The following is a 14,163-nucleotide window of genomic DNA, read 5'->3' as shown; positions in this document are numbered from 1 at the left end:
TTACGTAGTCGTGCTGGCAGCATAAGCCAAAAGCGCAAGGCGTGCTTGCCTGATAAATCACTTAGCGTATGGCTGTCCATAGCAGCGACAAGCCAGACAGCAGCAGCAACAAATCCAGCAAGCGCTGAAAATTGGCTTCGCTCATCTTCATGACAAAAAACTTGCCGGCGAACGTGCCTGCCATCAATGATGCTCCCACCAGCAAACCTTGCAGGAAAACACTCAGCGGCATGGCGCCGAACTCGCGGAAAGTCAGTACTTTGCTGACGTAGAGAAACAGCGAACTCGCTGCCTCAGTCGACAGAAATGCACCTTTGGTCAGACCGTAAGCCGTGAACACCGGCACGCTCAGCGGCCCGGTTGAAAGCACGATGCCGGTCAGGAAGCCGATGACCGCGCCCGCTACCGACAACTGCCACAGACGGACTTTGAAGTCGTGCTTTTTCAGCCAATGGCGGAAAGGCACCATCGCCAGAAAAAATACCCCGAGACTGACTTCGATCAGATGTGCAGGCAAGACCAGGAGCGTACGCGCGCCGATGGCTGCGGCTGGAATACCGGTGATGGAATAAGCCGCAAAGGCACGCCAGTCGACCACGCGCCACCAGGCCAGCACGCGTGCCAGATTCGCCATGAGGGCTGCGACTGCCATGATGGGGACGGCTTGCTTGGGGCCAAAGTTGTAGACCAGCACCGGCAGCAACATGATGGAGGAGCCGGTGCCGATGACGCCGCTGATCATGCCGGCAGCGAGGCCGACAAGCAGGATGAATAGATAAGTTGCCACGTGATTTTTTTATTGAAAAGGACGTGGCATTGTACGCTGAAGGATGGCCGGGCTTCGGCATCTGAGAAGCCCGACAACCTGATGACATGCTTAAGGACGTTCGCCGGCCTTCAGTCGTTCTGCAATCAGTTCCACCACGCCAGGCAAATCCGCGACGGAGTCGATCACGTAATGGGCGCCGGCTTCACGCAGGCGCATTTCTGCCAGTGTCTTGAGGGCCTTGATTTCTTCCGGCGACAATTGCGCCAGCTCTGCCTTGGTGCAGCCGACTTCATTGCCGGACAGAGAAATGCCGACTGTCCACATGCCTGCGTTGATGCCTTCTTCGATACCGGGCGTGGTGTCGTCGACCTTGATGCAGGCGGCGACGTTGCTGATCTTCAACGCCAGCATGTTGGCCAACGCCATGTACGGGCCAGGGCGACCACCTGCAGGCAATTCATCGCCGGCGATGACGTGGTCGGGCGTGATGCCTTCGGCTGCGGCCAGCGGCAGCAGCACATCAAGCACCTGACGCGGATAGCCTGAGCAAGAGCCGATTTTCAAACCTTGCTGGCGCAGCCAGGCGAGCGTTTGCTGGACACCGTCGATCGGTTGCGAATATTCGCCGACCTTGGCGATCTGCATCGGCATGAAGCGTGCGTAAAGGGCGTCGACATCGGCATCAGTCGGCAACTGTCCGTGACATTCCTTCCATTGACGGGCGATTTCAGGATTGTCGAGCAGGGTGCGGATGTGCTGCCACTTGGACAAGCCCATCGGGCCGCGTGCCTGCTTGAGCGAAATGTTCATGTCGAAGCTCTTGAAGGCATCGACGAAAATCTGTGTCGGCGCCAGCGAGCCGAAGTCGACCAGTGTGCCGGCCCAGTCAAAGATGACGGCCTGGAGCTCTTTGGGAGCGGTGCTTGTACGGGACATGGGAGTTCCTTTCTGGTTCACGGATGGATGGCGTGTAATGTGTTGGAGGTGTCTTTTGCTGCGGCGATAAAATTGCGTCCGCGTGGACCTTGCAAGGCGCGTTGCACGAGCGCGTCCCAGGCATCGGCGACGCCGTAATCTGCTGGATCAGTACTCACACCCAGGCGTTCGAGGAAGCCGGATAAATTGTCGACCGCTTCCTGCGCATCGACGGCGTCGAAGATCTTCAGCAGCAGTGCATCGACGTCGGCCGCGTTGCCGAAGGCCAGCGCCATGACGCGCGGCAGCGAGAACGAGCAGGCAATGCCATGGGTGACGCCGTGATGCAGCGTGATGTCGTAAGACAGTGAATGCGCGAGCGCCGTCTTGGTATTGGAAAACGCCAGTCCGGCTTGCAGTGCGGCAACCGCCATGCGTTCGCGCAGCAGCAGGTCGCGCGGATGGTGCAGCAAAGCGGGAAGTGTATCGATGATGCTGCGTGCCGCTGTCGCTGCGAGGCTGGCAGAGACCGGATTGCGGTTGACGTTCCAGATCGATTCCAGTGCATGCGACAGCGCGTCAAGTCCGCTGGCCAGCGTCATGTCCTGCGGCAGGCTCAGCATCAGTTGTGGGTCGATGATGGCAGCCAGCGGCCAGGTCCAGTCCTGATGCAGGGAATATTTGTTGCCCGCGGCTGCATCCCAGATGGTGGCCCATGGCGTGACTTCGCTGCCGGTGCCGGCGGTGGTCGGGATGGCGATCAGCGTCTTGGCGCCGATACCCGACAGCGGTGCAGCGTCGCGCAAATGTGAAAGCAATTCGTCGAAACGGCCGGAAGGCGTTTTGCTCAGCATGGCTTTGGCGCAGTCGATCACGCTGCCGCCGCCGAAGGCGACGATGCAGTCGACATCGGTGTAATCGCGCCATACGCGCTCATACATCGCAGCAAGCCAGCTGACGTCGGGGTTCGGTTGCACCGCGTTCTCGATGCCGGCCAGTTGTGTGCCAAGCAATTCAGCAATGCGCGCTTCCATCCCAAGCGAGGCGGCCTGAGGGAAGGTGATCAGCAGGGCGCGCTTGCCCTTCAACAAGCCCGGCAGCTGCGCCAGACTGCCGCTACCGGCCTGTATGGCGACCGGGTTGTGATAATTCCACATGGAGTTCTTTACTAAAAATGTGTCTGAAAATGAGTGCAGCTGAATCAATGCGTCTTGCCGTCCTGGATCATCTGACGCAAGCGGCTGGAGATCGTATCGGCGACGACTACCATCAGCGTGACAACCACGATGCAGGTTGCGGTGTCCTGGTACTTGAACAGCTTCAGGCTGTTGACCAGTTCGAAACCGAGACCGCCGGCGCCGACCATGCCGAGTACGGTGGCCTGACGCAGATTGACTTCAAAGCGGTACAGCACGGTGGCGATCCAGGCCGTGATGACTTGCGGCAAGACGCCGAAGACGATGACCTGCAGCGGACGGGCGCCGGTGGCGCGCAAAGCTTCGAGCGGGCCATCGTCGATTTCCTCGATGCTTTCTGCGAAGAACTTGCCGACCATGCCGACGCCATGCAGCGCCAATGCCAGCACGCCGGGGAAAGGGCCGAGCCCGACGGCGGAGACGAACACCAGCGCGAGGATCAGTTCATTGATGCTGCGCGTGACGTTGAGCATCTGGCGCACTGCCTGATAGACGACCCGGTTGCGATTGAGGTTGCGTGCTGCAAGGAAGGACACGGGGATCGCAACGATGACGCCGAGCAGCGTACCCCAGATGGCGATCTGGACGGTCTCGATGGCGGGGCCGACGAGATTGCCGAGGATCTTCCAGTTTGGCGGGAAAGAGCGGCTGAGAAAGTCGCCGATCTGCGGCAGGCCGTTGGCCAGTTCGCTCCAGCTCAGTTGCGTGCCTTGTGCGCTCCACGCCAGAACGAAAGCGACTGCGGCGACGGCGGCGATGCACAGCAGCCAGGAGCGCAGAGTCAGCGGACGCGCGCCGGTCCAGACGTAGTCGTGATAGCTGGAGCGGGATGCGTCGCGGTCCATTTCGGGTTGCATGGGAACACTCATGACAGGGCTCCTTCCAGCACCATTTCAGTGGGCTGATCAGTGGGCTGATTTGTGTGGCGAATCGGGTTATGCAATTCATCTTGGGCCTTGACTTGGTCAAGGCCGGAGTAAATCAGATTGAGATGCGAATCGCGCAGCTCGTCGCCGCGGCCGTCGAAGACCAGTTTGCCGCCCGACAGACCGACGATGCGATCACCGAATTCACGGGCGTAGTCGACCTGATGCAGGTTGCAGACCACGGTGATACCGAGTTCGCGGCAGGCTGCACGCAGATATTGCAGCACCAGCCGTGAGGTTTTGGGATCGAGACTGGCGACGGGTTCGTCGGCCAGAATGACTTGCGGACGCTGCGCCAGAGCGCGGGCAATGCCTACACGCTGACGCTGGCCGCCTGAGAGCGCATCGGTGCGCTGTTCCGCTTTGTGTTCCAGCTCGACGCGGCGCAGGCAGTCCATCGCCAGGGCGATATCCTGACGGCTGAACAATTGCAGCACCGAGCTGAGCGTCGAGGTCTGGCCGAGCCGGCCGGTCAGTACGTTTTTCAGTACCGACAGGCGCGGCACGACATTGTGATGCTGAAAAATCATGGCCACCTGCTGGCGCAGCTTGCGAACGTTGCCGTTGCGCGCATCGGTGGCGTCAAATCCGGCCGCCACCAGCTCGCCGGAAGTCGGTGTCGCCAGCCCGTTGATACAGCGCAGCAAGGTTGACTTGCCGGCGCCGGACGGTCCCAGCACGACCAGGAATTCTCCGGGAGCGACATCGAGGTCGATGCCGCGCAGCACGGCATTGCTGCCGTATTGCTTGGTGAGCGAACGGATCTTGATCATTTCATTGCCTTGAGGTCGAGATTGAGGATCTTTGCGGTGTCGCGGACAACGTTGTAGGCGGCGTCGTTGGTCGGCACGAAACCATTCAGCACGCCCTGGTCGCCCCATTCGACGTTCTTGATGTTGGCGAAGGCGGTGGCGATCTTCTTCTTCAGTTCAGGATCCAGATCCTTGCGCCAGACCATCGGCGATTCAGGGATGTCCGGCGAAGTCCAGACGATGTTGAAATCGGCTTGCTTGATGACACCTTTGGCGACGGCGGCGGCGAAGATGCGGTCGGCGACGGCAGCGGCATCAACCTTCTTGTTGGCCACGGCCAGGATGCTGGCGTCATGCGAGCCGGAGAAGATCACGCGCGAGAAATACTTGCTCGGCTCGATGCCTTGCTTTTGCAGGCCTGCGGTCGGAAACAGATGTCCCGACGCCGACGATGGATCGACGAAGGCCATGGTGTGGCCCTTGAGTTGCGGCACGGTTTCGATGCCGCTGTCCTTGCGTACGATGATCAGGCTCTTGTAAGAGCTCTTGCCGGTCTTCTTGGTTTCCGCCACGGAGAAGGCTTCGACGTTGGCGATCGACGTCGCCAGCACGTAAGAGAACGGGCCGAGGTAGGCGACGTCGAGCTTCTTCGAGCGCAGCGCTTCAATGATGCCGTTGTAGTCGGTGGCGATGAAAGGCTTGACCGGCATGCCCAGCTGTTCTTGCAGGCTGTCGATGACCTTTTTGCTGTTTTCCAGCATGGCTTGCGAATCTTCAGCCGGAATCAGGCCGACTGTCAGTGGTTGGGCAGCGAATGCAGAGCTTGCGGATATCAGGCTCAGGCACAAGGCCAAAGGTCGGAAAAGGGCGGAGAGACGTTTCATGATGCTCCTGGCGGTGGTGAGTGAGGTCCGTCCTGGAGAAGACGGGCTTGTGTTCATGACCGACAGAATAGGGAGCTATTGTGACGCCTTTATTATCGATATAATCAGGAGATTGACGATTACCTATTGATGGAATCTATAGATGACACCTTCGCAACTTCGCGCTTTCCTTGCCGTGGCCCGCAACCGCGGCTTCAGCGCCGCTGCCCGCACGCTGGGCGTGAGCCAGCCGACGCTGACCTCGCAGGTGCAGGCGCTGGAGCGGCAGCACAATGTCGAGCTGTTCTACCGCCGCGGCCGCCGTCTGGATCTGACCGATACCGGCCAGCGCCTGTTGCCGATCGCACAAAAGATCGCCGAGCTGGAGCTGGACGCCTACAACCTGCTGTACAACTCCGGCGTGCTCAATGTCGGACACCTGAAGATCGGCGCGGTCGGGCCTTTCCACGTGATCGAGATGGTGGATGCTTATCGCCGCAAGTTTCCCAATGTGGAGTTGTCGATCCGCATGGGCAATTCGGCGGAGACGATGGCCGATCTGGAAAATTACGTCACCGACGTTGCCGTGCTGGCCAGCTTCAACGACGATCCGCGCTTTGTCGCGGTGCCGTATGCCGATCACGCCATCGTGGTGTTCGCCCACGTCGACCATCCGCTTGCCAAACACGATTCGATCAGATTGCAGGATCTGCACGGCCAGCCCATGGTGATGCGCGAGCAGGGCTCGACCACGCGGCTGGCGCTGGAGAAGGTGTTGAAGGAAGCGGATGTCATGCCGCGCGTGGTGATGGAAATCGGCAGCCGCGAAGCTTTACGCGAAGCCGTGGCGCGCGGAATCGGTTTGGGGACGGTGTCGGAGGCGGAGTTTGTGCCCGATCCGCGTTTCAAACTGCTGCCGATCGAGGGCAATCCGGTCAGCACGCATACCTATATCTATTGTCTGGCAGATCGGAAAGACAGCCGCCTGGTCGCATCTTTCCTGGAGCAGGTTTCTGCTATGCCAGCGGCTGAATGAACGCATTCATCAGTTCCAGCACGGCGGTCGCCTGCTCCTGATGCGGTGTATGCCCGCATTGTTCCAGTAACTGCATGCGCGCACCGGGAACGGCTTCGACGATGGCATCGACCTGACGACGGGTGCCGTACTGGTCGTCGATACCTTGCAATATCAGCGCAGGGCAGACGATGGACGGCAATTGCTCTTCGATATTCCACTTTGCAAAATCCGGCGTCAGCCAGGTGTCCGACCATGCCTTGAAAATCTGCTCGGTCTTGTCGCCGTGATATTTGCTTAATCCGCGTAATTTGCCATCGGCGTAGGCTTGCTCTGCGACGCGGATGCCGTCGAGGGTGACGTTTTCGACAAAGACATGCGCAGCTTCGGTGACGATTCCGCATAATCGCTCCGGCCGTTGTGCTGCATGCAACAAGGCAATGCTGCCGCCGTCGGAGTGGCCGATGAGGATGTAAGCTTGTTGCGGAGCCAAGACTTGCGCCAGAACAAGCGGTAACTCGTCGAGGGCGTAGCGATGCAAATAATCGAGGGTACGCTTTTGTTGCAACGCATCGGAAAGACCGTATCCGAGACGGTCGTAGAGCAGTCCGGAACAGCCCGTTATCTCACACAAACGGCGCGGAAAATCCTTCCACATTGCAGTGCAACCCAAACCTTCATGAAGGAAGACGAGACAAGGTTTTTCAGCTTGTCCGTCGATCAATTCGTAGTAGATATGATGTGCTTCGCCGACGGCGAAATCGATGCGAACATGAGGCATGGAAGGAAGCGGCACCTGTGATGAGATGTACTAGTTTTCCATGTTTTTACGTTTCCGGGCGAAGCCTGATGCAAAAGAAATGGAAACAAGCTGAAATCTCTCTCCCACTCAAAAATAAATCTGCTATCTTTATATCCGGTACTGACCTGAACACATAAGGAGACACGTATGGATTTGGTTGAGAAATTCGACGCTAAAGGCAAGACTGGAGCTGCCTATCACGTAGAGGTGTACCAGACGCCAATCGAAGAGGCGGACAAGACTGCACCGGAAGGTCTCAAAACCTACAAATTGAATGACGGACGGGCGCTTGATCCTTTATCGGACGCCAAATTCAAGATCGTTCAGACCGGAGAAAAAATCTATCGCGTTTGACAGACGTTCGGTCATCGGCATACAAACAGGCACAAAGTTAAACGGCAGACATCGCGTCTGCCGTTTTTATTTATACGATTCAACTTGTGACTGATTAACCGCCGCTGCTCGGCTTGCGATAGCCGCCTTCCACCCAGCGCTCGGCACTGGCTGCACTCAGTTTGAAATTCGGTGCGACCTGCACCTTGGCCAGCAACTCTCCGGCTTCATCCCAGGCTTTGAGATCCGCATAAGGAAAGTCATCATCGGGCACGATATCCAGCGTCACCTTGATGCTGCCTTCTGCGCTATCGACGGTAACGTTCTTGTGCAGCTGCGCATGCAACTGCTGCTCGCTGCGGCGGCGGAATTCCGATGCTGTTTTGACCAGCGTATTGAAGGCCGGCTTGTCCATCGGTTTGGGGTTCTTCTTGTCGCGGCCCATGGTCCAGGGGCCGATCAGTGTCGGTTCGCGCTCGCCTTCGCGTGTCATTTCAACAGCCCAGCCGTCATCGTCGTCGTTCTTGATGATGCGCGCCGTCCAACCCTCGTCGCGCCACAAGCGCGGCTCGTGAATGACATCGGAAACATCAGTGGTTTGATCGTTGGTATCGTCGCTATCGAGGATATCGGCAGAGTGGTCGGACATGGAATGCAGTCAAGATGGAGCAAGGCCCGCCATGATAGTGGAATATGACAGCCCATGCTCAGAATCATCCGCATGCCTCGCATTGCTATGTAACAAGCTCTTGCTTTGAGTAAATTAAATTTTGTGTTTTGGCCTAATCGCGAAACAAACGGTAATAAATGTTAAGTGAAATTGCGGTTAAACTCCCGACCATGGAAATCGAACTCAAACTATCCATCGCTCCGGGCGATGTTGACGCCTTTCATCAATTGCCGCTGTTGAAGGAATATTCTTTCGGTGCACCGGAGCTGCAGGGCTTGTTCAGCATCTATGTCGACACGCCAACCTTGCATTTGAAGAAGCATCGTTCGGCGTTGCGGGTGCGCAAAGTCGGCGACAAGTGGTTGCAAACCTACAAAGGCGGCGGTCGCGTTGAAGCCGGCTTGCACCAGCGCCATGAATGGGAGTGCGAGGTTCCCGGCCCGGAGATCGATCTCGATAGTCTGCTGCCGCTGGTGGACAATCCTGCCGCGCGCGAAGCGCTGGAGGCGCCGCATCTGGCGGAGCAATTGCGGGAAGTTTTCACCACCAGCTTTTTGCGAACCATCTGGATGTTGAGTCTGCCGCAGGATACGGTCGTCGAACTGGCGCTGGATCAGGGTTTTGTCTCGGCCGGCGAGCGCAGTGAAGCCTTGTGTGAGATTGAACTGGAACTCAAGTCCGGGCAGACCGAGGTCTTGCTGGCATTTTCACAATCGCTGCGGCAGGCGATTACACTGGAGCCGAGCAATATCAGCAAAGCACAACGCGGCTTTGCGCTGCGCTTTCCTGGCGGCGACAGCGCGCTGTAATCGTCGTCCAGCAGTCTTTCTCCACTGAACTGTTTCTCCCTATTCGATGGCTTGCTGACGCAATAATCCATCGCAACAATTCCTTCCAACATGTCGATGATGTCTTTTTTCCATCGTGGCATGGATGCTGCTTGCCGGAGAAGGACGGCTTTTGTCTGGCTATTTCCACTGTTTTGCACTGATATGAAGCGTAATCACGGGTGCAACCCCACGCAAAACGATTGAAATAGCGAGACCAACGCCGTCTTCCGCATTGATTTCGTCTGGGGGGACACATGAACACCATTGCAGCAACAACAGCACCAATATCAGCCGCCGGCAGCGTTGAAGAGCGCGACGTCACATTTCGCCGCATTGTCTGGCGCATCATTCCTTTCGTCACGCTGATCTGGTTTTTGGCCTGGGTCGACCGCGTCAACGTCGGTTTCGCCAAGCTGACCATGATGAGCGACCTGGCCTGGTCGGACGCCGTCTATGGCGCAGGCGCCGGGATCTTCTTCATCGGTTATTTCATTTTTGAGGTACCCAGTAATCTGGCGCTGCAAAAGTTCGGCGCGCGCAAAACCATCATGCGCATCACCATCGGCTGGGGCATTACCTGCGTACTGATGGCCTGGGTGCAAACATCCACGCAGTTTTATATCCTGCGCTTTCTGATGGGCGCTTTTGAAGCCGGGCTGCAACCGGGCGTGATCCTGTATCTGACCTATTGGCTGCCGACGCATCGGCGCGGCAAGGCATTGGGCGTGTTCGTCTCTGCTTCAGCGGTGTCGCTGGTGCTGGGCAGCCCGCTGGCGGCATACATCATGGAGTTGTCGCAAGGCCTGGGTGGTTTCAAGGGCTGGCAATGGCTCTTTATCATCGAGGGGATTCCTTCGATTCTGGCCGGGTTGGCTGCGTATTTTCTGCTGACCGACCGGCCGCGCGACGCCAAGTGGCTCAGCGACCGTGAAAAGGCCCACGTCGAGACCGAATTGTCGGCAGAAGATCAGGCTTTGGGGCCGCGTGAACACAGCTTCTTTGCTTCACTGCGCAGCGCGCGCATGTGGGCGTTGATTGCCGTCTTTTTTTGCATCATCGCCGGTAATGCGACGCTGGTGTATTACGGCCCGAGTCTGGTGAAAGAAGTCGGTTTCACCGATATCAAGACCCTGGGGTGGGTCATGGGCGGTATCTATTGCTGCGGATGGTTCGGCATGCTGCTCAACGGTTATCTGTCGGATCGCAACAAGGAAGTCCGCATCCATACCGCCGTGGCTGCCGCCATTGGCGCGATCGGGCTGTTGTTGGCGGCTTATTTTCTGGGGCAGAAGAGTGCTGCGGGTGTGGTGTTTGCGCTGGCGTTGTCGTCGGCCGGCACGATGGGCGCAATCCCTGTGTTCTGGCAGTTGCCGGGACGCTTCCTGTCCGGCACGGCGATTGTGGTGGGGCTGGCGGTGATCAATTCGGTGGCAAATCTGTCGGGCTATTTTTCGCCGCAATTGCTGGGTTATCTCAAGACTACAACCGGGCAATACGGCAAGGGCCTGACCACCATCGCCATTGTTGAATTCATGGCGACGGTGATGATCTTTGCGTTTATCAGCAAGACGGCAAGGCCGGACGCAAAGTAGTCAAGTAATTTACAGATCCTGGGGCGGCGGTGCGAGCACATCTCGTGCGCCGCTCTTGGACATGGAGGACAGGATACCTGCCGCCTCCATCTGCTCCACCAGTCGCGCCGCACGGTTGTAGCCGATACGGAACTGGCGCTGCACTGACGAGATCGACGCGCGGCGGCTGCGGGTGACATAGGCTACGGCCTCGTCGTACAGCGGATCGCTTTCGTCGCCCGGCTCACCGAACATATCGCCTTGCTGCGGCTCTTCCGAGGCCGGACCGGCCAGAATTGCTTCTTCGTATTGCGGCTCGCCGTGGGCCTTCAGATGTTCCACCACGCGGTGTACTTCTTCATCCGACACAAAAGCGCCATGCACGCGTTGCGGATAGCCCGAGCCTGGCGGCAAGAACAGCATGTCGCCGTGGCCGAGCAAAGTCTCTGCACCCATCTGATCCAGCACCGTGCGCGAGTCAATCTTCGATGACACCTGGAAAGCCACCCGTGTCGGGATATTCGCCTTGATCAGACCGGTGATGACATCGACCGAAGGGCGTTGGGTCGCCAGAATCAGGTGAATACCGGCGGCACGCGCTTTTTGCGCCAAGCGAGCGATGAGTTCTTCAATCTTCTTGCCGGCGACCATCATCAGATCGGCCAATTCGTCGATGACCACCACGATCATCGGCAGGCGATCCAGCGGCTCCGGCGCATCCGGCGTCAGCGAGAACGGATTCTTGACGTACTTCTCGGCGGCAACACCGTCGGCAATCTTCTGGTTGTAACCGGCGAGGTTACGCACGCCCAGCGCCGACATCAGGCGATAGCGCTTGTCCATTTCCGCCACACACCACGACAGCGCGTGCGCGGCCAGCTTCATGTCGGTGACCACCGGCGCCAACAGATGAGGGATGCCGTCATAGACCGACAATTCGAGCATCTTGGGGTCGATCATGATCAGGCGCACTTCGTCCGGCGTGGCTTTGTAGAGCAGCGACAAGATCATGGCATTGATTGCCACCGATTTGCCCGAACCGGTCGTGCCTGCCACCAGCATATGCGGTGCACGTGCGAGATCGGTCGCCACCGGTACGCCGGTAATGTCCTTGCCCATGGCGAGTGTCAGATGCGAGGCGGAGCGGGCATAGGCTTCTGACTGGATGATTTCCGCGAGACGGATCATTTGCCGCTTGGGATTCGGCAATTCCAGGCCCATGCAGGTCTTGCCGGGAATAGTCTCCACCACGCGGATCGAGGTCAGGCCGAGCGCACGCGCCAGATCCTTCATCAGATTGACGATCTGCGCACCGCGTACGCCCAATGCCGGTTCAATCTCGAAACGGGTAATCACCGGCCCGGCGTAGGCGCCCAGGACGGTGACCGGGACTTTGAATTCTTTCAGGCGTTGCTCGATCAGCTGGCCGATTTCAACCAACTGGGCTTCGTCCATTTCCACCGGCATGTCACTACCCTGATCAAGCAATTCGATGCCGGGCAGGGGGATGTCGGTCGGACGATAGGCTGCCGATATCTCCACAACCGGCTCCATCGCTTGTGGCGTTGCGGGAGGCGTTTGCGTCCAGGTGCGGATTTGCATCGGCGCCGCAGGTGCGGCGATATAGGGCTCTTCGGGAGCATCGAACAGCAGCGAGGTCTCAGGCGCAGCGACTGGCGCATCAGGAGTGGCAGCGGGTTCCCAGACAGGTTCGACGCGTGACTCGACAATGTTGAATGCCTGGGGATCGACAACGGCTTCTGGTTCCGGCAGATCGAACGGCAGTGACGTTGACGCGGAGATGGTTTCCAACGGGGCTTGCTGCACTATTGCCGTGGTAATTGTGGCAGCCACGGGCGCTAAAGAAGATGTCACCGCTGGCGGGATGGCCGCCGTTGCGGCTACTGCAGGCATGATCTCCGGGGCTGACGGCGGAAGCGTTGTTTGCTCCGCCGGAGCAGACGCATTCGAAGCGGCATTCAAAGCAGCATTCGAAGTCGCATGAGAAGGCAGGCGTGCTGCCAGGGTAGCGCTCAAGGAGGTCGGAATCGCCTGGCTGCGGTCGGCGGCAGTGCTGATGCGGACTTTGGTGCTGCTGCCAGGAATCGGCGTAATCCGTGGCTTGCTGATGATGCTGGTAGCAAGCGACGGTTTTTGCGTTGTCAGATGCGCCGCCGCCGGTGGAGGTTCTGCGGCTTGCATCGAACTGGAGCGTGCCAGCATGGCTTGGGTCGGGCGCAAGGCTTCAAACGGCGCCCATTCGGAAGCCGGACGCGCCGGGCGCTTGATCGGTTCGGCCGAGCGCGGTGCAGCCGGCCATTTGCCGGCGGCCGTTTGCGTTGGATTGGCGTTGCGCGGCATTTCGTTAGGCAGCGGCCATGGATCGCGTTTGCGCGTGAGGTTGCCGAAAGCTTGCAGAGGCTCACGTGGTTGACGTGGTGGCTGCGGCTTGACGGATCCGGAGGCTTTTGGGGCCTGGCTGGCGGGCAAGTTGCGTACCGTTGGCGGGATATTGGCTTGCGTGCGGCGCGCCACGGATGCCTGCAGCGGTAAACCAGCGGTATCGGACTCGTCTTCGGCAACGACCTTGCGACTGCGTCCGAACAGCCAGAACAATCCCAGCAAGCCGCTTGCCATCAGGGCAAGTACGCCGAGCAATTTGCCAAAGCTTGCGGAGACGCCGCGCGCCAGAGCCTGACCGAAGAAATCGCTTTCCAGGGCAACGTCGCCCTGGCTTCTCAGCATGGCTTCAATGGCGCTGCTGGCGCACAGGACGATCAGCGTGCCCAGCCAGATGCGGATGGAGCCGCGTCCGCGCAAGCCTTTGCCGGACAGCAAAGACACCAGTACTCTGCCGAGCAGGGGCAGTATCCACAAAAACGACCAGCCGAACCAATCAAGTAAAAATAAGCGCATCCCCTAAGTTTACAGGAAGCCGGGACCCAAACTGAAATTTCCAGCGGGTAAATCTAAAAAACGGCCAAAAATCGGAGAGCGCCAGGCAGAAAAAAGCCCGCTTCCCAACATGCAGACGCATTCGCAGGGCGCAAGCGGGCTGGGGAGGCTTGTTTCGCGCTTACTTTTCCAGCGGTACGGTCAATGGCTGGCCATCCTGCACCAGCGACCAGACTAGCAGCTTGGCTGGTTTGGTGGTGCTGGCGTTGCGCGACACCAGATGCGGTGTGTTCGGTGCTTCGTACCAGGATTCGCCGGCCTTGTAAGTCACAGTTGCGCCGCCTTGCAGCTGCGACACGACTTCGCCCTCAAGCACATAGGCAAAGATCGAACCGGGATGGCGGTGGGCGACCGAGCTTTCGCCCGGACCGTAGGCCACCACGGCCATGACGCCGCTTTTACCTGCGGCATCAGACAGCGCCTGATGCTGCAACGGCGTGACGACTTCATCGCCGTGTTTACCATCGTGCGCCTGCGCGCCGGCTGCCAAGGCCAGAAGGGCCACCAGCAGTGCGTTTTTTGCGGTAGAGATGAATTGCATGTCAGACACCTTGTTCGGTTGTTCG

The 14,163-nt window shown here is 58.7% G+C and carries 14 protein-coding genes; 4 read left to right on the top strand and 10 right to left on the bottom strand.

Annotated elements, in window-relative coordinates; translation table 11 throughout:
* Nucleotides 1–61: 61 nt before the first annotated feature.
* The 6 genes from hmeg3_RS12345 to phnD form a co-directional block, all read right to left on the bottom strand.
* Complete coding sequence (locus hmeg3_RS12345) at nt 62–787, bottom strand: sulfite exporter TauE/SafE family protein (RefSeq protein ID WP_094563976.1); 726 nt, start codon at nt 785–787, stop codon at nt 62–64.
* Nucleotides 788–877: 90 nt separating this feature from the next.
* Nucleotides 878–1,705 carry a phosphonoacetaldehyde hydrolase gene (gene phnX / locus hmeg3_RS12340; protein ID WP_094563975.1) on the bottom strand — a complete coding sequence of 276 codons (828 nt, stop codon included), beginning with the start codon at nt 1,703–1,705 and terminating at the stop codon, nt 878–880.
* Between the two features lie 17 nt (nt 1,706–1,722).
* On the bottom strand, nt 1,723–2,841 hold the full coding sequence (gene psrA, locus hmeg3_RS12335) for an iron-containing alcohol dehydrogenase PsrA (RefSeq protein WP_094563974.1): 1,119 nt from the start codon (nt 2,839–2,841) through the stop codon (nt 1,723–1,725).
* A 44-nt stretch (nt 2,842–2,885) separates the two neighbouring features.
* A complete protein-coding gene (gene phnE / locus hmeg3_RS12330; RefSeq protein WP_369828887.1) occupies nt 2,886–3,725 on the bottom strand; it encodes a phosphonate ABC transporter, permease protein PhnE in 840 nt (279 codons plus the stop codon).
* 20 nt (nt 3,726–3,745) lie between these two features.
* Nucleotides 3,746–4,579 carry a phosphonate ABC transporter ATP-binding protein gene (gene phnC / locus hmeg3_RS12325; RefSeq protein WP_094563972.1) on the bottom strand — a complete coding sequence of 278 codons (834 nt, stop codon included), beginning with the start codon at nt 4,577–4,579 and terminating at the stop codon, nt 3,746–3,748.
* The gene (gene phnD, locus hmeg3_RS12320) at nt 4,576–5,442 is read right to left on the bottom strand and encodes a phosphonate ABC transporter substrate-binding protein (RefSeq protein WP_094563971.1); all 867 of its coding nucleotides are present in this window, start codon (nt 5,440–5,442) and stop codon (nt 4,576–4,578) included. Before phnD ends, phnC begins: the two co-directional genes overlap by 4 nt.
* A gap of 142 nt (nt 5,443–5,584) precedes the next feature.
* On the opposite strand from phnD, the gene hmeg3_RS12315 reads away from it, so the two are divergent.
* Nucleotides 5,585–6,457, top strand: coding sequence for a LysR substrate-binding domain-containing protein (locus hmeg3_RS12315; protein WP_094563970.1), 873 nt, complete (start codon nt 5,585–5,587; stop codon nt 6,455–6,457).
* On the opposite strand, the gene hmeg3_RS12310 is transcribed toward hmeg3_RS12315, so the two are convergent.
* Nucleotides 6,438–7,217, bottom strand: coding sequence for an alpha/beta fold hydrolase (locus tag hmeg3_RS12310; protein ID WP_094566299.1), 780 nt, complete (start codon nt 7,215–7,217; stop codon nt 6,438–6,440). The two genes, hmeg3_RS12315 and hmeg3_RS12310, sit on opposite strands and share 20 nt — an antisense overlap.
* Nucleotides 7,218–7,385: 168 nt before the next feature.
* On the opposite strand from hmeg3_RS12310, the gene hmeg3_RS12305 reads away from it, so the two are divergent.
* Entirely contained in the window at nt 7,386–7,592 is a 207-nt protein-coding gene (locus tag hmeg3_RS12305) for a hypothetical protein (RefSeq protein WP_007880888.1), read from the top strand.
* 94 nt (nt 7,593–7,686) lie between these two features.
* Here the strand turns inward: hmeg3_RS12305 and hmeg3_RS12300 are convergent, their stop codons facing one another.
* Nucleotides 7,687–8,220 carry a hypothetical protein gene (locus tag hmeg3_RS12300; RefSeq protein WP_094563969.1) on the bottom strand — a complete coding sequence of 178 codons (534 nt, stop codon included), beginning with the start codon at nt 8,218–8,220 and terminating at the stop codon, nt 7,687–7,689.
* A 158-nt stretch (nt 8,221–8,378) separates the two neighbouring features.
* Between hmeg3_RS12300 and hmeg3_RS12295 the strand changes: the two genes are divergently transcribed.
* Nucleotides 8,379–9,050, top strand: coding sequence for an inorganic triphosphatase (locus hmeg3_RS12295; protein WP_232511629.1), 672 nt, complete (start codon nt 8,379–8,381; stop codon nt 9,048–9,050).
* A gap of 275 nt (nt 9,051–9,325) precedes the next feature.
* Entirely contained in the window at nt 9,326–10,663 is a 1,338-nt protein-coding gene (locus tag hmeg3_RS12290) for an MFS transporter (protein ID WP_094563967.1), read from the top strand.
* Nucleotides 10,664–10,672: 9 nt separating this feature from the next.
* Here the strand turns inward: hmeg3_RS12290 and hmeg3_RS12285 are convergent, their stop codons facing one another.
* Both hmeg3_RS12285 and hmeg3_RS12280 read right to left on the bottom strand, forming a co-directional pair.
* Nucleotides 10,673–13,387, bottom strand: a complete 2,715-nt coding sequence (locus tag hmeg3_RS12285; RefSeq protein WP_369828886.1) for a DNA translocase FtsK — start codon at nt 13,385–13,387, stop codon at nt 10,673–10,675.
* A 331-nt stretch (nt 13,388–13,718) separates the two neighbouring features.
* Nucleotides 13,719–14,138: a cupin domain-containing protein gene (locus hmeg3_RS12280; protein ID WP_094563965.1), complete on the bottom strand. Its 420-nt coding sequence runs from the start codon at nt 14,136–14,138 to the stop codon at nt 13,719–13,721.
* Nucleotides 14,139–14,163: the final 25 nt, after the last annotated feature.

This window comes from Herbaspirillum sp. meg3, assembly GCF_002257565.1.
Classification (GTDB): Bacteria; Pseudomonadota; Gammaproteobacteria; order Burkholderiales; family Burkholderiaceae_D; genus Herbaspirillum.
Note: the sequence above shows the minus strand (reverse complement) of the source record. Positions and strands in the feature narration are given on the sequence as shown.

Excerpts from the sequence above, each read along its gene's own strand:
- phnX (WP_094563975.1), bottom strand. The coding sequence starts at position 1,705 with ATGTCCCGTACAAGCACCGCTCCCAAAGAGCTCCAGGCCGTCATCTTT.
- psrA (WP_094563974.1), bottom strand. The coding sequence starts at position 2,841 with ATGTGGAATTATCACAACCCGGTCGCCATACAGGCCGGTAGCGGCAGT.
- phnE (WP_369828887.1), bottom strand. The coding sequence starts at position 3,725 with ATGGACCGCGACGCATCCCGCTCCAGCTATCACGACTACGTCTGGACC.
- phnC (WP_094563972.1), bottom strand. The coding sequence starts at position 4,579 with ATGATCAAGATCCGTTCGCTCACCAAGCAATACGGCAGCAATGCCGTG.
- phnD (WP_094563971.1), bottom strand. The coding sequence starts at position 5,442 with ATGAAACGTCTCTCCGCCCTTTTCCGACCTTTGGCCTTGTGCCTGAGC.
- hmeg3_RS12315 (WP_094563970.1), top strand. The coding sequence starts at position 5,585 with ATGACACCTTCGCAACTTCGCGCTTTCCTTGCCGTGGCCCGCAACCGC.
- hmeg3_RS12310 (WP_094566299.1), bottom strand. The coding sequence starts at position 7,217 with ATGCCTCATGTTCGCATCGATTTCGCCGTCGGCGAAGCACATCATATC.
- hmeg3_RS12305 (WP_007880888.1), top strand. The coding sequence starts at position 7,386 with ATGGATTTGGTTGAGAAATTCGACGCTAAAGGCAAGACTGGAGCTGCC.
- hmeg3_RS12300 (WP_094563969.1), bottom strand. The coding sequence starts at position 8,220 with ATGTCCGACCACTCTGCCGATATCCTCGATAGCGACGATACCAACGAT.
- hmeg3_RS12295 (WP_232511629.1), top strand. The coding sequence starts at position 8,379 with ATGTTAAGTGAAATTGCGGTTAAACTCCCGACCATGGAAATCGAACTC.
- hmeg3_RS12290 (WP_094563967.1), top strand. The coding sequence starts at position 9,326 with ATGAACACCATTGCAGCAACAACAGCACCAATATCAGCCGCCGGCAGC.
- hmeg3_RS12285 (WP_369828886.1), bottom strand. The coding sequence starts at position 13,387 with ATGCTGAGAAGCCAGGGCGACGTTGCCCTGGAAAGCGATTTCTTCGGT.
- hmeg3_RS12280 (WP_094563965.1), bottom strand. The coding sequence starts at position 14,138 with ATGCAATTCATCTCTACCGCAAAAAACGCACTGCTGGTGGCCCTTCTG.